The sequence below is a fragment of the Streptomyces aurantiacus genome (assembly GCF_027107535.1).
GTDB lineage: Bacteria > Actinomycetota > Actinomycetes > Streptomycetales > Streptomycetaceae > Streptomyces.
Window position 1 is genome coordinate 698,702 of sequence record NZ_CP114283.1, and the last position, 15,404, is coordinate 714,105.

Genomic DNA, 15,404 nt, shown 5'->3' on the forward strand with positions numbered 1-15,404 from the left:
CGGGCCTCATGTCACGGAGCTTCCACGCGTCGCAGGGCTCGTGACGCGTACGCCCTGACGTCGGCGTCCGAGTCCGTCGTGGCCGTGGCGAGGGCTGCCCGGGCGGCATCGGCGCCCGAGGCGGTCGAATGGCCGGTGTCCACGGGCTCGGTGTCCACGGGCTCGGTGTGCCGGACGAGTGCCAGGACCGCGGCCTTCCGGACGTCCGCGTTCGGATCGCCCAGGGCCTTGGCGAGGGTCGGCACGGCGGTCTCGGCGTCCGCCGCGGACAGCGCGGTGGCGGCGCCGGCCCGGACCTGCCAGGCGGGGTCGGTCTGGGCGTGGACGGCACGAGCGGCCATCGGCGTGGGGCATCCCGTGCCGGCCAGCGCGGCGAAGGCCGCACCGCGGACCAGGGCATCCGGGTCCCCGGTGAGACGGTCGAGCGCCGCGAGGACGACATCGGATCCGGTACCGGTGGCAGCTCCGGCACCCGTGACGGGCCCGGAACCGGGGGCGGCTCCGGTCGCTTCGCGGTCCGGGCCCACCGTGGCCAGGGCCTTGGCCACGGTCACCCGGACCTCGCGGGAGTGGTCGGCCGCCGCGAGGGCCAGGGCATGGGCCGCGTCGACGGAGACCAGCGCCCGGACCGCTTCGATGCGGACCGAGGTGTCGGGGTCGTCCAGCGCGGGGGCGAAGAGATCGGCGTCGCCCAGCCGCAGGGCTCGCAGGACGTCGAGAGCGGCGGCCCGGACGACGGGGTCGGGCTGGGCGAGGGCCTGGGTGAGGGGGGCGCCCAGAGCCGGTTCGGGCGTGAGCGTCTCGACGAGTTCGCGCAGGGAGGCCGCGGCGGCGGCGCGCACGGCACGGTCGGTGTCGGCGAGAGCGGCGGCCAGCGCCGGTCCCGTGCCGGCGGGGGCGGTCTCGGTGAGGACAGTGACGGCCGCCCGCCTCAGGGCGGGATCCGGGTCCGTCAAGTAGGGCCGGACCAAGTCGAGTTCGGGCTGCTCCTCGGCGAGGGCGAGAAGTGCCAGGAGCCTCGGCGAAGCGTCGGCGCCCGCGCCGGATTCGGTGCCGGGAGCCCCGGTGCCGGTATCGGTATCGGTTCCGGGTGTCTCGGGGGTGGCCGGTCGGGTGGCGACCGGGGCCGCGTCCCGTGCGCCCGCCGTGGCGACGCCCTCCGGGTGGACCTCGCCGATGTACCGGGAGGACCCGCCGACCGGGGCGAAGCCGTCGACGGGGACGGCGTAGGGAGCGACGGGACGAGCGGTGAACTCCATCGAGCCGGAGGGGGACTTGTGCAGATCGAGGTGGTGGAACCAGGAGGAGTCGTCGCGCGCGGGATGGTCCGTGCGGTCGTGGTAGAGGCCCCAGCGGGACTCCGTGCGGGCCAGCGAGGCGCGGGCCGCCATCTCCGCGCAGTCGCGGATGAAGGTGACCTCCGCGCACCGCATCAGCTCGTGCGGGGTGCGCCCGCCCATCTCGGAGATGTCCGTACGCATCCGCTCGAAGGACTCCAGGGCGAGCGACAGCCGGGCACCGGACTTGGGCGGAGCCACGTAGTCGTTCACGAAGCGGCGGAGCTTGTACTCGACCTGGGGCTGCGGTGGTCCCTCCGGGTTGCGCAACGGGCGGTAGATCAGTTCATGCGCCTCGCGCAGCTGATCCTGAGGCAACTCGCCCTCGTGGGCGCGGTACTGGGCGGCGTCCGCCCCCGAGAGGTCCCCGAAGACGAACGCGCCGATCATGTAGTTGTGCGGGACGCACGCCAGGTCCCCGGCGGCGTACAGGCCCGGCACGGTCGTACGCGCGTGGTCGTCGACGCGTACGCCGGAAGCCGAGTGGCCGCCGCACAGGCCGATCTCGGAGATGTGCATCTCGACGTCGTGGGTGCGGTAGTCGTGGCCGCGTCCGGCGTGGAAGGTGCCGCGCGTGGGCCGCTCGGTGGAGTGCAGGATCGACTCCAGCGAGGAGATCGACTCCTCGGGGAGATGGCTGAGCTTCAGGTAGACCGGGCCCCGGTCCGAGGCGACCTCCGCGGCGAACTCCGCCATCATCTGGCCCGACCAGTAGTCGGAGTCGACGAAGCGTTCGCCGTGCCGGTTGACCTGGTAACCGCCGAAGGGGTTGGCGACGTACGCGCAGGCGGGGCCGTTGTAGTCCTTGATCAGCGGGTTGATCTGGAAGCACTCGATGCCGGTGAGCTCGGCGCCCGCGTGGTAGGCCATGGCGTAACCGTCACCGGCGTTGGTGGGGTTCTCGTACGTGCCGTAGAGGTAGCCCGAGGCGGGCAGGCCGAGACGGCCGCAGGCGCCGGTCGCCAGGATCACCGCTCCCGCGCGGACGGAGACGAACTGCCCGGTGCGGGTGTTGAAGCCCGCGGCGCCCACCGCGCGGCCCCGGTCCGTCAGGACGCGCACCGGCATCACGCGGTTCTCGATCCGGATGCGTTCGCGCATCTCGCGCCGCCGCAGCTGCCGGTAGAGGACCTTCTTCACGTCCTTGCCCTCGGGCATCGGCAGCACGTACGAGCCGGACCGGTGGACCTGGCGGACCGCGTACTCGCCGTACTCGTCCTTCTCGAACTTCACCCCGTACGACTCCAGCCGCTGGACCATCGCGAAGCCGCGGGTCGCGGTCTGGCGCACGGTGGACTGGTCGACGATGCCGTCGTTGGCGCGGGTGATCTCGGCGACGTAGTCGTCGGGTTCGGCGCGGCCGGGGATGACCGCGTTGTTGACGCCGTCCATGCCCATGGCGAGCGCGCCGGAGTGCCGCACGTGCGCCTTCTCCAGCAGCAGCACGTCGGCCCCGTGCTCGGCGGCGGTCAGCGCCGCCATCGTGCCGGCCGTGCCGCCGCCGATGACGAGGACGTCGCAGGAGAGCTCCTCGGCATCACCGAGGGCGGGAATCTCCAGGAGGGTGTCACGGGTGTCCGGGGTGTCCACCAGGGTGCCTTTCAGGTGCTGAGAGAAGTGAGGACTTCGCGCCGCAGGGCCACCCGCGCCGGGTCGTCGTGCGCCGTACGGTCGCGCGGACGGGGCACCTCGCGCACGGCGGTCAGCCGGCCGGAGCCGAGAAGCGCCACGCGGTCCCCGAGGAACAGGGCCTCGTCCACGTCATGGGTGACGAAGACGACGGTTGCGCCCGTGCCGTGCAGTACCTCCACCAGCAGGTCCTGCATGCCGGCCCGGGTCTGGGCGTCGAGGGCGCCGAACGGCTCGTCCATCAGGACCGCACGCGGGCCCGGGGCGAGCGCCCGGGCCAGTTGCGCGCGCTGGCGCTGGCCCCCGGAGACGTGGTGCGGCAACTGTCCCGACCGGTCGGCGAGTTGGACCCGGCCGAGCCAGGCTTCCGCCTGGCGCCTGCGTTCACCGCGTGACAACCCCTGGATGGCCAGGGGCAGTTCGACGTTCGTTCGCAGGGTGCGCCAGGGGAGCAGGGCGTCCTCCTGGAAGACCAGGGCACGGGCCGCCGCAGGTTCTTCGATGCGCAGGCCGTCCTGCTCCGCCGTTCCGGCCAGGGGCGGCAGCAGTCCGGCCAGGGTGCGCAGCAGGGTCGACTTGCCGCAGCCCGAGGGGCCCACGACGGTGAGGATCTCGCCGGGGGCGACGTCCAGGTCGATGCCGTCCAGGGCGGTGGCGTCCGGGCGGCCGAGCGTGGCCGAGCGGAGGGTGAGCCGGGTGCCGTGCACCGGTGCGGGCGCCCGCACCGGTGCCGTACCGGCGGACGTCCGGGTCTCAGACGAGGTGCTCATCGCGCGTCTCCTCGGTGCGGCCGGTGGTGCGGCCGGTGGTGGGGGAGGGGCCGGCGGGCGGGGCGCCCTTCGGTGTCCGGGTGCGCGCTCCGGGCACGTAGGAGGTGCGCGGCAGCCAGCGGGTCAGGCGGCGGCCCAGCAGTTCCACGGCCGTGGAGGTGAGCCAGCCCAGCACTCCGATGGTCACCATGCCGACGAAGACGCCGGGGTAGTCGACGACGGTGTAGTCCTGCCAGGTGCGGTAGCCGACGCCGTACTGGCCGGAGATCATCTCGGCGGAGATGACACAGATCCACGAGACACCGATGCCGACCGAGAGGCCGCCGAAGATGCCGGGCAGGGCACCCGGCAGGACGACCGAGCCGAGAATCCTCCACCGGCTGCCGCCCATCGTGCGCACCGCCTCCTCCCAGGCGGGGGCCAGCGCCCGGACCGCGTGCCGGGTGGAGACGAGGACCGGGAAGTAGGCCGCCGTGAAGGTGATGAAGACGATGCCCTGTTCGTTGGAGGGGAAGAGGAGGATCGCGACGGGGACGAGGGCGATGGCCGGGATCGGGCGGACGACCTCCAGCAGCGGGCCGAGCAGGTCCTCGGCGAGGCGCGAGCGTGCCACGAGCACGCCCGTCGCGACTCCCAGGACGGCCGCGAGCAGGAAGCCGGTGAGGATCCGGGTGAGGCTGTCGGTGAGGTCGGTCCAGTAGTCGGGGCCCGCCAGGCGGTCGGCGAACGTACGGGCCACGTCGGCGACCGTGGGGAACTGCGAGAAGCGCAGCCACAGGTCGATGTCCAGGCTGGTCAGCAGCTGCCACAGCCCCAGGGCGGCTGCCAGTGAGGCCGCCCGCAGCGCGTACCGGGTCACGACGCCCGCTCCAGTGCGGTGTCGTACGTGACGACGCGGGCGTCGTCGTGTCCGGCGGCGTACGCCTTCGCGGTCGCCGGGGTGACGAAGGGCAGCAGCTCTTCGCCGTCGGCCACCCACACCGCCCTGTCGGCGAACCACAGGGTGCCGGTGGTGGCGTCGGGGACGTAGGCGGCGCGGATGCCGTCCTGGTGCTTCGCGACGTAAGCCAGCAGTTCGGCGGGCGACTCGAAGGCACGCGTCTTGGAGGCGCCCTTGGCCCACACCTCGCTCGCCGCCGGTGTGGGTGCCGAGGCCAGGCGCTCGGCGTAGTCCGGGCCGAGAGCCTTCCTGACGTACCGGTCGTCGACGAAGGAGTCCACGTCCACGTCCCCCGTCAGCTTCGCCGACTTCAGGATCGATACGTCCTTCTTCAGGGCGGAGACGAGCTTCGGCTTGATGGCCGGGTCGAAGGTGGCGATGCCGTGTGCGCCGTTGTAGAGGTACACGACCTCGGCAGGCAGCGCGGTCGCCTGCGCGACCTTCTCCGCAGCGGTCACCGGATGGTCGTGCAGGTAGTCCGTCGTTTGCGACTGCGCCTTGAGGAAGGCTTCGAGGACGGCGGGGCGCTTCTTTGCGAAGTCCTCGCGGGCGGTGACCCCGTGGAAGGTCGGCAGGTTCAGTTCGGCGCCGTCGTAGAGGGCCCTCGCCTTGCCCTGGAAGGCGAGCAGGCCAGGCCAGGCGACGAACTGCGAAAGCGCGTCCGTGCTGCCCGCCGAGAGCGCCGAAGCCCCCACCGCGGGCTGCTGGTTGAGCTTCTCGATGCCCTTGTCCGGGTCGATCCCGGCGCGCTGCAGGGCCCGTACGAGGGTGCCGTCGGCCGCCGAGCCGATGCTCGTGGACACCTTCCTGCCGCGCAGGTCCTTCAGGGAGGCGAGCTTCGAGTCCGGTGCGGTGACGATGGTGTTGAGGCCGCCGCGCAGGTTGTATCCGGTGACGGAGACGAGGCGGGTGGGACGGCCCAGCTGCTTGCCGCGGGCCGCGTTGATGAGGAGGGGGAAGTCGCCCATCGAGCCGATGTCGATCTTCCCGGCGGTCATCTGGGCGGTGATCGGGGCGCCGGTCGCGTAGTCCTGCCAGTCCACCTTGTAGGTGACGCCGTCGCCCAGCGCGTTCAGCTGCTTCTCGAAGTAGCCGAGGGAGCGCAGGAGCGTGCCCGCCGTGACCGTGTTGATCGTCTTGGACTGGTAGCCGACGGTGACGGTGACCGTGGAGGCGTCGCCGGCCTCGGCGTCACCGCCGCAGCCGGCCAGCGGGAGCAGAAGGGCGACGGCGGTGACCGCGACCGCGGGACGCTTCAGGGCCGGACGCTTCGGGACCGGCGGTTTCGAAGCCGGACGTTTCCGGATCGGGCGCTGCAGGGCCAGGCGTGTCATGGGGGTTCGGGCCTCTCACCGGAGCAGATAGGGCATGTTGACCGTGACGGCCCCGGTGGGGCAGCGGGCCGCGCACGGGCCGCAGTACCAGCACTCGTCGACGTGCATGTAGGCCTTGCCGTTGCTCTCGTCGATGGCGAGGGAGTCCAGGGGGCACATGTCCACACAGAGCGTGCAGCCGTCGATGCACTTCGACTCGTCGATGGTCACGGGCACGTCGGCCCGCTGGGGCGCCAAGGGCATGGCTGTCTCCAGAAAGGTCCTGCTGATACGGGAAAGGGGGCGCAGCGGTCAGAGCGAGCGACGCAGCAGACCGCTCATGGTGATGCGGTCACCGCGGAAGCGGATGAACTCGAGGTCGACGGGGCGGCCGTCGGCGAGGTGCGTGAGGCGTTCCAGCATGAGGACGGCCGAGCCGCGCGGGGCCTGGAGCACGGTCGCGGAGTGCGCGTCCGCGTTGACGGCCTCCAGCGTGATCTCGGCGTGCCCGAGCGGCTGTCCGGTGATGGCTTCCAGGAGGCGGAAGACGTCGGTGTTCTCCAGGTCGGCGCCGAGCAGAGCGGTGCCGAGGTCGAGGGGGGTGTAGGTGAGGTCGAGGGAGAGCGGCAGGCCGTTCAGCCGCCGCAGCCGCTCGATGTAGAGGACGTCGGCACCGACGGGTACGCGGAGCCGTTCCGCGACGGGAGCCGGTGCGGCGACGGGGCCGGCCGAGCGGACCTCGTTGCTGACCCGGCCGTGTTCGCGCAGGGTCTCCGCGAGTCCCATCAGCCGGTCGAGCCCGTGCGGGTACTTCTCGGCGACGACGACCGTGCCGACCCCCGGCAGCCGTTCCACCAGGCCCTCGGCCCGCAGCAGGTCGAGGGCCTGGCGCACGGTGCCCCGCGAGGCGCGGTAGTCGGTCCCGATGGCTGTCTCGTGCGGCAGTGTGCCGTCCGGGAAGCCGCCTGCCAGTACCTGGTGGCGCAGCAGGTCGGCGAGTTGCCTGGCCCGGTCCGCGCGCAGCCGACGCCGGTGGGCCGCGACGGTGGTCGCGCCCTGGCCGGCGTGGTCTCGGATGCGTTCGGTGGGCATGCGACGGACCATACCCAGGGGGTACGCGATGTGGTGTTGCCACAGTGTTGCGCCACCATCGGCTCTGCCGGGCGGGCGGCTGACCTGGGGTTTCTGGCGGGCGGTGGCAAGATCTGCCACTGCTGGCCCCGGCTGGGGAGCAGCCGCTCACCGTGCCGTGCCGACGCCGCCGCGCCCTGCCGTGAACGCCGGCCTCCACCGGGCTGTCCCTGCCGGAATGGTCGCCTCCGCCGGGCTGCCCCCGCTGGAACGGCCGCTTCCACCGGGCTGTCGCCGCCGGACCGACCGTCCGCGCGGTCACGCACGGACGGTCGCCCGCGTTCCCGCGGACGCGTGGCCGCTCACCCCCGGGTGGCCGCTGGTCTCCCCGAGCGGGCAGCCCGCCCGCCCCCGGGGCGCGTGGTCAGGCGCCCGGGGCGATCCGTCCCGTCACTTCGCCGAGTCCCACCCGCGTCCCGTCCGGGCCGGGCGCCCAGGCCGTCAGGGTCACGACGTCGCCGTCCTCCAGGAACGTCCGCTTGCCGTCCGGGAGTTCGAGGGTGTCGCGGCCGTTCCAGGTCAGCTCCAGGAGCGAGCCCCGCTCGCTCTCCGAGGGCCCGCTCACCGTGCCCGACCCGTACAGGTCGCCCGTGCGCAGCGAGGCCCCGTTGACGGTCATGTGGGCGAGCTGCTGGGCGGCCGTCCAGTACATCGTGGAGAACGGCGGCTCGGACACCACATGGCCGTTGACGGCGACGGAGATGCGCAGGTCGTAGCCGCCCGGGTCCTCCGAGGCGTCGTCCAGGTAGGGGAGGAGGGGGTGCGTGCGTGCCGGGGGCGCGACCCGGGCGTCCTCCAGCGCGTCGAGCGGTGTGATCCAGGCCGACACCGAGGTGGCGAAGGACTTGCCGAGGAAGGGGCCGAGGGGGACGTACTCCCAGGCCTGGAGGTCGCGCGCGGACCAGTCGTTGAGGAGGCAGAGACCGAAGACGTGTTCGCGGAAGTCGCTCAGGGGCACCGGTGTGCCCATCGCGGAGGGGGCGCCGACGACGAACCCGACCTCCGCCTCGATGTCCAGCCGGACGGACGGGCCGAAGACCGGCGCCGGGTCCGCCGGGGCCTTGCGCTGGCCGGCGGGGCGTACGACGTCCGTCCCGGAGACCACGACGGTGCCCGACCGGCCGTGGTAACCGATGGGCAGGTGCTTCCAGTTGGGGGTGAGGGAGTCCTCGGCGTCGGGACGGAAGATCTGGCCGACGTTCCGGGCGTGGTTCTCGGAGGCGTAGAAGTCGACGTAGTCGGCGACCTCGAAGGGGAGGTGGAGGGTCACCTCGGAGAGCGGGTGGAGCAGGGGCGCGACGGCCTCGCGGTGGGCGGGCACCGTCACCCACGCGGTGAGCGCGCGCCGCACGTCCGACCACGCCGTGCGGCCGGCCGCGAGCAGCGGGTTCAGCGAGGGGCGGGCGAGCAGGGAGGCGTACGGGGAGCCGAGTTCCACCGCAGCGGCCCCCGCGTCGAGGACGTGATCGCCCAGCCGGACGCCCACGCTGCGGTGTTCGGAGCCGCTCAGGGAGAAGACGCCGTACGGAAGATTGTGCGGGCCGAAGGGATCGCCCTCGGTGACATCGAAGGGGGGCATCGGGTGCTGCCTCGCTTTCCGGGTGGGTGGGGCACACGTTACGGGGAGGCGCCGTTCGTGTGCAGTGCCCAAGGAGTTCGTGATGTCCGTTCGAGGGCGAACCGAACCCGGCGGATGGAGACGGCAGGGGCGCGTGGGAGTGGACAGGAGCGCATGGGGGTGGGCAGTCGCGGACGGGAGTGCGACGGGGCCTGTGGGGCGGTTGATATGTCACGGGATTAGCCCGAACTACCGGGTCCAGATGGGACATACGGTGACGCGTGAGGCGGTCGAGGTGCCGAACGACGTCCGGTTCCCGTCGAGTCGTTGGGGCCTCCGATCCGTATTCTCTGATCATGGCCGCACCGATTGCATATTCACTTATCGCCACTGACCTGGACGGGACGCTGCTGCGCGGCGACGACACCCTCTCGGACCGGTCACGCGCCGCGCTGGCGATGGCGGTCGGGAGAGGCGCCCGTCACCTCGTGGTGACGGGACGCCCCGCTCCGCGTGTACGGCCGCTGCTGGACGAACTGGGCAGCCAGGGACTCGCGGTGTGCGGGCAGGGTGCGCAGCTGTACGACGCCGGGGCCGACCGCATGGTGTGGTCCGTCACGCTCGAACGCGAGCTGGCCGAGGTGGCTCTCGGCAAGATCGAGGCGGAGGTCGGCGAGGTGTACGCGGCCGTCGATCAGGACGGGGTCGACGGCCTCACCCTCATCGAGCCGGGCTACGAGATGCCGCATCCGACGCTCCCGGCGGTACGGGTGCTGCACCGCGACGACCTCTGGAAGGCGCCCATCAGCAAGGTGCTGCTGCGCCATCCTCTTCTCTCCGACGACGAGTTGGCGTCCGCGGCCCGCGGAGCGGTCGGCTCCCTCGCCACCGTGACGATGTCGGGTCCCGGCACCGTCGAACTCCAGCCATGCGGCATCACCAAGGCGACGGGTCTCGCGCTGGCCGCCAGACACCTCGGCCTGACGTCGGCCGAGACCATCGCCTTCGGGGACATGCCCAACGACATCCCCATGTTCGACTGGGCAGCGCACGGAGTCGCGATGGAGAACGCGCATCCCGAACTGAAGGCCGTCGCCGACGAGATCACACTCTCGAACGAGGACGACGGCATCGCGGTCGTCCTGGAGCGGCTGTGCTCCCCCGACCGGGCCGACGCCGACCGGGCCGACGCCGACCGGGCCGACGCCGACCGCGCCGACAGCCGGACGGGCCGGCATGTCGGTCGGCAGGCGGGACAGCGAACAGGTCAGCAGGTCGGCCGGGGAACAGGCCAGGGGGTCGCCACGGGTGCCGGTCAGTAGGCTCCGAAGACGTTGTCGATCGAGCCGTACCTGTCGGCGGCGTAGTTGCACGCCGCCGTGATGTTGGCGACCGGGTCGAAGGGGTCCAGTGACGTCCCGGGCACGTGGTACGCGGTGAACGTCGGGTCGATGACCTGGAGGAGCCCCTTCGACGGCGTACCGGCGGCCGCGTTGGAGTCCCAGTTGTTCAGGGCCTGCGGGTTCCCGGACGACTCGCGGATGATGTTGCGGTGGATGCCGTTGTAGGTGCCCGGGATGCCCTGCTGGGCCATGACGTCCAGCGACTCCCTGATCCAGCCGTCGAGGTTGTCCGCGTACGTCTTCGCGGAGGCGGGGGTGACGGTGGAAGCGGTGGTCGCCTTGGCCGTCTTGGCGGACGTCTGGGCGTTCTTGGTGCCCACGGTCAGCTTGAGGCCCGGGCGGATGAGTGCCGGGTCGTTGCCGATGACCGCACGGTTGGCCTTGTAGAGCTTCTTCCAGTCGCCCTTGGTGTGCGCCTTCGCGATCTTCGACAGGGTGTCGCCCGAGACCACCTTGTAGGTGATCAGCGAGACCTGCGGGACCGCGGCCGGAGCGGACTGTGCCGCTTGGGCCGGCTGGGCGGCGTGGGCGCCGGTCGCCCCCACGAGGGGAAGTGCGAGCGCGGCGCCGCCCGTCCCGGCGGCGACGATGCCACGGGTGAGGGGGCTCGTTCTGGGGCGGCGGTGCTTACCTCGTGCGGCCATGCCGAATTCCTCTCCGACGCCTGCGAGGTGAGCTGTCGGGTTCGGGCGGGAGATGCCCGGCCGCGTGCTGTACGCGACTAAACCCCTAGTCGATCCGATATCCGGACCGACGGCTTACCTGGGTCCCCCGCTCCTGCCGTACGCGAGTCAATGGGTGGGTGGGATTTCCGGGCGGCGGCAGGATTAGGCGATCCGTCCGGAGTGACGTGAACGTATGCGAGAGCACATGCCGTGAACAAGCCCCGAATTCGCACAGCAGCGGTTATGACCGGCCTTGTCGGGCGTATATCCCTTGATCCATTCGGAAGGCAAAGTTCAACTTGCTTTCCGTGAAGGGAAATCGGCCGGCCATGCGAAATGATCACTTTGAGTGAGCGTGACTCAATTCACTGGCGCACATGGGGAATTAGGGAAACCGCTCAGCAATACGGGCAACTCGGTCGTCTTCGGGAGGTTCTAGCGACTTGCGGGTCGTATCGAATGCTGTATGTCCGGAAGAAAGGTGATATGCCGGACTGGACGAGTGCCGGACGGCGCCGTCCGGCGCCGGACGGTGTCGACTGGGTGCTGATGAGTGCTGATGGGTGTCGGTGAGCGTCAGCGATCACCGGTGATCGCCTTCCTCCTTCGGCGCGCGGGGGAGGGCTGTGGAGGTGCGGGATCGCCGCATTTCCGCTGTGCGGAACGCCGGACGGATCGCCGCGCCATTCCCAGTGCTCTCCCGCGGGGACGGTCGATCTTTCTTTCGCCGAGGTGCGTCAGGAATTCCTCGGTCAATCACGACTCGTTCACTCCGCCGCGCAAAACCGTGTCGGCACAGGAGCGATTTCCCGCCATCGCTCAACTCCCGTGTCACCCTTGGCTCTTGCCCCATGCGGTCGGTTTCGTCCCGCCTGTTCGGGGTTCTGGTGGGCGAGTGCGGGAGCCCGCGAAGTCATTCCCCTGTTCGTGGAATCCCTTCCCCGGGTGCCGTGGAACACCATCTTCCCGCCGGCTCGCGGACCACCTCGCCGTGGGTTCTGAAGTCCGCCTCACCGCAGGTGATTTCGGAGTGCGGCTCGACACTCGCCTCCCACGGCAGGACCGGTCGGTGCAGGGCATCCGGGATGCGTTTCGTCCGCCGTGGCAGAGGAGTTGGCGCCCGGCGGGGAAGGCGGCGAGTCGGATGCGATGGCTGGAGAAAGGGCGCGGTCGATGGCGTTCGGTTCCGTGCATCACGTTCTCCGTAGAACCCGATTTCCGGGGAACCGTCGAATCGCGACCGTGACGATCTGTCAGCTCCCGGGCGTGTCCGGTCAGCAGGGCGGGAGGGGGAGGTATTCGAGAAGCGCGGGTACGGGTTCCGGTTCGGGTTCGGGTTCGGCGCCGAGGGGACGCCACGCGCGCGTGGCGCTTGGTTCCGTCCGTGAGGGGAACGCGGACATCGTCGTGAGTCGTTTCGCGGGCCGAGCATGCTTCGCGGGCCGAGCGTGAGTCGTCTCGTAGGCCTCGTGGGCCTCGTAGGGGAAGGGCGTACGCATGCCCATGGGCGTCACCTCAGTGGACCGGGTGCGTCGTGCGACGCGGCCGGGGCGCCGCGGTGATCACGAGCGGAGCCGCCGGAGATCTCGTGGAGGACAGCGAGCCCGTCGCCACCCGGAGCCTCGGAACGGTCAGGGGGCTTGCGTGACGCCCGGTCTCCGGCGGCAGGGCGAATCCGCCCGCCCGCTCGCCCGCCCGTCCTGGGGCCCTGGACCAGAAACGGGAGCGCGGCCGATTTCGGACGCACTGTCGGACAAGACCGATCACGCCCGGAAAAGACTTCCTCTTTCAGGACATATCAGTCGTATCGGTCGTATCGCCAGATCGGGAACATACCCCTCGTGCTCCGATGCCGCCCGGCCTGGCCGACGGGGCAAAAGGGACCAGGTGGAGCGTGTCAGGCAGGGTGGTGGCGGGTGACGGGCGGGCGCTCATCGTGATCGAAAGACGACCGGATACGCTGACTTGAGTGCCAGCAGCGACACATCGACAAACACCCACAGCACCCAGCACACCCAGAGCATCCAGAGACCGCCGTTGAGAGCGTCAGCAGACAGGAGACCCTCGTGACCGTCGTCGGGCCGTTCGGGCTGAGCGTGCGGGACCAGGCTCTCGAAGCCGATGTCCAGGCCGGACTGGTGGCTGTCGAGGAGGGACTGCTCGAGGCCACCAAGAGCGAGGTCCCGTTCATCACGGAAGCCGCGCAGCACCTCGTGCGTGCGGGCGGCAAGCGGTTCCGGCCGCTGCTCGTGATGCTCGCCGCCCAGTTCGGTGACCCGTACGCGCCGGGCATCGTGCCCTCGGCGGTCGTCGTCGAGCTGACCCACCTCGCCACGCTGTACCACGACGACGTGATGGACGAGGCGGACGTGCGCCGCGGAGTGCCCAGCGCCAACAGCCGCTGGGACAACTCGGTCGCCGTCCTCACCGGAGACTTCCTCTTCGCGCGTGCCTCGCACATCCTGGCCGACCTGGGTCCCGAGGCCGTACGCATCCAGGCGGAGGCCTTCGAGAGGCTGGTCACCGGCCAGATCCTGGAGACGGCCGGACCGCGTGACGGGCGTGACCCGGTCGACCACTACATGGACGTGCTCAGCGGCAAGACCGGCTCGCTGATCGCCGTGGCGGGACGATTCGGCGCGATGATGTCGGGCGCAGACGAGACGGTCGTCGACGTGCTGACGCAGTACGGCGAGCGGCTCGGCGTCGCCTTCCAGCTCGCCGACGACGTCCTGGACATCGCGAGCGACTCGCGCGAGTCCGGCAAGACGCCGGGCACCGATCTGCGCGAGGGCATTCCGACGATGCCCGTCCTGCTGCTGCGTGAGCGCGTGGAGCGGCTCGGGCTCGCCGAGGACATCGCCCTGTCCGAGCTGCTCGCCTCGGACCTGACGGACGACGCACGGCATGCGGAGGCGCTGGCCAGGCTGCGCGTCCACCCCGCGCTGGACCAGGCCCGCCGCGACACCGTGCGGTACGCGGAGGAGGCCCGCGCCACGCTGGCGCCGCTCCCGGAGTGCTACGCGAAGGCGGCTCTGGTGGAGCTGTGCGACGCGGTGGTGCACCGGGCGGGCTGACCTGAACCTGCGCGCCTCCCTCCTCAGGACCCCAACGAGCCTCAGGACCCCATCGGGTGGGCGGCTTGGCGAGTTACGGCGAGTTACATGGACGGTGTCTCCCCTACACGACCCCTACGGGTCGGGGGAGGCGCCGTCCCCCCATGTCATACCGCAGGTGTAGGCGGAGTTGGCTCCGAGGTCTGACGCTTTCCTCCGGCCGATTTGGTCAGATTGGAAACACCACTTCACAGGAGTTCGGGTGACAATGGCGGCCAGGGGTGGACGAGTGCGTGGACGGTAAGCCGCCGCCGACGACGGAGGTAGGGCACACATGGCACCGTACGAATCCGACGACAGCACGACCGGGGACGAGGCCGACGACATGCGCGCCGGCCGGCGCAAAGCCGCGCGGTACGTCGTTCCCGTTGCGGTGGTGGGGGTGGCGGCGGCGACCATCGGGCTGGTCCCGGCGTTCGCCGGCTCCGGAGACCCCGACCTGCCGGATGTCAGCGCCCAGCAGCTCATCGAGAAGATCGCCGCGTCGGACGTGCAGCGGCTGTCCGGCACGGTGAAGATCAGTACGGACCTGGGCCTGCCGGGCCTCGGCGGTCTGGAGAGCAGCCTCGGCGGCGGGATGGGCGGGCGCGACGGCTCGGGTTCGTCCGCGGACCCGTCGTCCAAGCTGCTGGAACTGGCGTCCGGTACGCACACGCTGCGGGTCGCGGCCGACGGCGAGGACAAGCAGAAGCTGTCCCTGCTCGACAAGGCCGCCGAGTACAGCGTGATCCGCAACGGCGACGAGGTGTGGGCGTACGACAGCGCGTCGAACGAGGCCTACCACATGCGGGACGGCTCGTCCGGTTCCGCCGACAAGGGGACGAAGGGCAGGCCCGAGGACGTGCCGGCCACGCCCAAGGCCCTGGCCGACGAGGCGCTGAAGGCGGTCGACAGCACGACGTCCGTGACCGTCGACGGCACGGCGCAGGTCGCCGGCCGTGACGCCTACAAGCTGCTGATCAAGCCGAAGCAGTCCGGTTCGACGGTCGGCGCGATCTCCATCGCCGTCGACGCGAAGACCGGCCTGCCGCTGAAGTTCACGCTCACTCCGGCGAGCGGTGGCGCGGCCGTGGTCGACGCGGGCTTCACCGAGGTCGACTTCGCCAAGCCGGCGGCCTCCACCTTCGACTTCAGCCCGCCGAAGGGCACGAAGGTCACCGAGGGCGACGAGCTGAAGTCCGAGGGCCCGGCACGCAAGGACGGCAACGCCCACAAGGGAGACAAGGGCGACAAGGCACGCCCCGAGCGTGGCGAGGACCTGGGCAAGGAGTTCCAGGGCCTTGACGTCATCGGTGAGGGCTGGGGCTCCATCGCCCAGTTCGACACGGGTGGCGAGGGCATTCCGTCGGAGGGCTCCGGCGGGGGCGACGCGGGCCGTTTCCTGGACTCGCTGGGCGACCACGTGAGCGGCAAGTTCGGCTCGGGCACGGTCTTCTCGACCCGCCTGGTGAACGCGCTGATCACGGATGACGGCAAGGTCTACGCGGGCGCGGTCACCAAGGACGCGCTGGTGAAGGCGGCCAACGCGGCGAAGTAGTCCCG

General features: G+C 71.0%; 10 protein-coding genes, 1 pseudogene and 1 riboswitch. Of the genes and pseudogenes, 3 read left to right on the forward strand and 8 right to left on the reverse strand.

Annotated features, from left to right (window positions below; translation table 11 throughout):
• Positions 1–11 precede the first annotated feature (11 nt).
• The 7 genes from O1Q96_RS04830 to fahA form a co-directional block, all read right to left on the reverse strand.
• Positions 12–2,927, reverse strand: coding sequence for a fumarate reductase/succinate dehydrogenase flavoprotein subunit (locus O1Q96_RS04830; RefSeq protein WP_419586422.1), 2,916 nt, complete (start codon positions 2,925–2,927; stop codon positions 12–14).
• An 11-nt stretch (positions 2,928–2,938) separates the two neighbouring features.
• Positions 2,939–3,736 carry an ABC transporter ATP-binding protein gene (locus O1Q96_RS04835; protein WP_269247016.1) on the reverse strand — a complete coding sequence of 266 codons (798 nt, stop codon included), beginning with the start codon at positions 3,734–3,736 and terminating at the stop codon, positions 2,939–2,941.
• Entirely contained in the window at positions 3,720–4,595 is an 876-nt protein-coding gene (locus tag O1Q96_RS04840) for an ABC transporter permease (RefSeq protein ID WP_269247017.1), read from the reverse strand. The genes O1Q96_RS04835 and O1Q96_RS04840 overlap by 17 nt, the downstream gene beginning before the upstream one ends.
• On the reverse strand, positions 4,592–5,935 hold the full coding sequence (locus tag O1Q96_RS04845) for an ABC transporter substrate-binding protein (RefSeq protein WP_269253477.1): 1,344 nt from the start codon (positions 5,933–5,935) through the stop codon (positions 4,592–4,594). The genes O1Q96_RS04840 and O1Q96_RS04845 overlap by 4 nt, the downstream gene beginning before the upstream one ends.
• 90 nt (positions 5,936–6,025) lie before the next feature.
• The gene (locus O1Q96_RS04850) at positions 6,026–6,253 is read right to left on the reverse strand and encodes a 4Fe-4S dicluster domain-containing protein (RefSeq protein ID WP_010986276.1); all 228 of its coding nucleotides are present in this window, start codon (positions 6,251–6,253) and stop codon (positions 6,026–6,028) included.
• Positions 6,254–6,301: 48 nt separating this feature from the next.
• A complete protein-coding gene (locus O1Q96_RS04855; protein ID WP_269247018.1) occupies positions 6,302–7,081 on the reverse strand; it encodes a GntR family transcriptional regulator in 780 nt (259 codons plus the stop codon).
• A gap of 403 nt (positions 7,082–7,484) precedes the next feature.
• Entirely contained in the window at positions 7,485–8,699 is a 1,215-nt protein-coding gene (gene fahA / locus O1Q96_RS04860; protein ID WP_269247019.1) for a fumarylacetoacetase, read from the reverse strand.
• A 335-nt stretch (positions 8,700–9,034) separates the two neighbouring features.
• Between fahA and O1Q96_RS04865 the strand changes: the two are divergent.
• Positions 9,035–9,832, forward strand: a pseudogene (locus O1Q96_RS04865) (HAD family hydrolase); the annotation flags it as partial.
• Positions 9,833–9,993: 161 nt separating this feature from the next.
• Here O1Q96_RS04865 and O1Q96_RS04870 read toward each other — a convergent pair.
• Positions 9,994–10,725 (reverse strand): LysM peptidoglycan-binding domain-containing protein, encoded by a 732-nt coding sequence (locus O1Q96_RS04870; protein WP_269247020.1) that lies wholly within the window; start codon positions 10,723–10,725, stop codon positions 9,994–9,996.
• Between the two features lie 2 nt (positions 10,726–10,727).
• A riboswitch (cyclic di-AMP (ydaO/yuaA leader) is annotated at positions 10,728–10,892 on the reverse strand.
• 1,920 nt (positions 10,893–12,812) lie between these two features.
• Between O1Q96_RS04870 and O1Q96_RS04875 the strand changes: the two genes are divergently transcribed.
• Together O1Q96_RS04875 and O1Q96_RS04880 are read left to right on the forward strand one after the other, a co-directional pair.
• A complete protein-coding gene (locus O1Q96_RS04875; protein WP_217453041.1) occupies positions 12,813–13,823 on the forward strand; it encodes a polyprenyl synthetase family protein in 1,011 nt (336 codons plus the stop codon).
• A 313-nt stretch (positions 13,824–14,136) separates the two neighbouring features.
• A complete protein-coding gene (locus O1Q96_RS04880) occupies positions 14,137–15,399 on the forward strand; it encodes a LolA family protein (RefSeq protein ID WP_269247021.1) in 1,263 nt (420 codons plus the stop codon).
• Positions 15,400–15,404 lie beyond the last annotated feature (5 nt).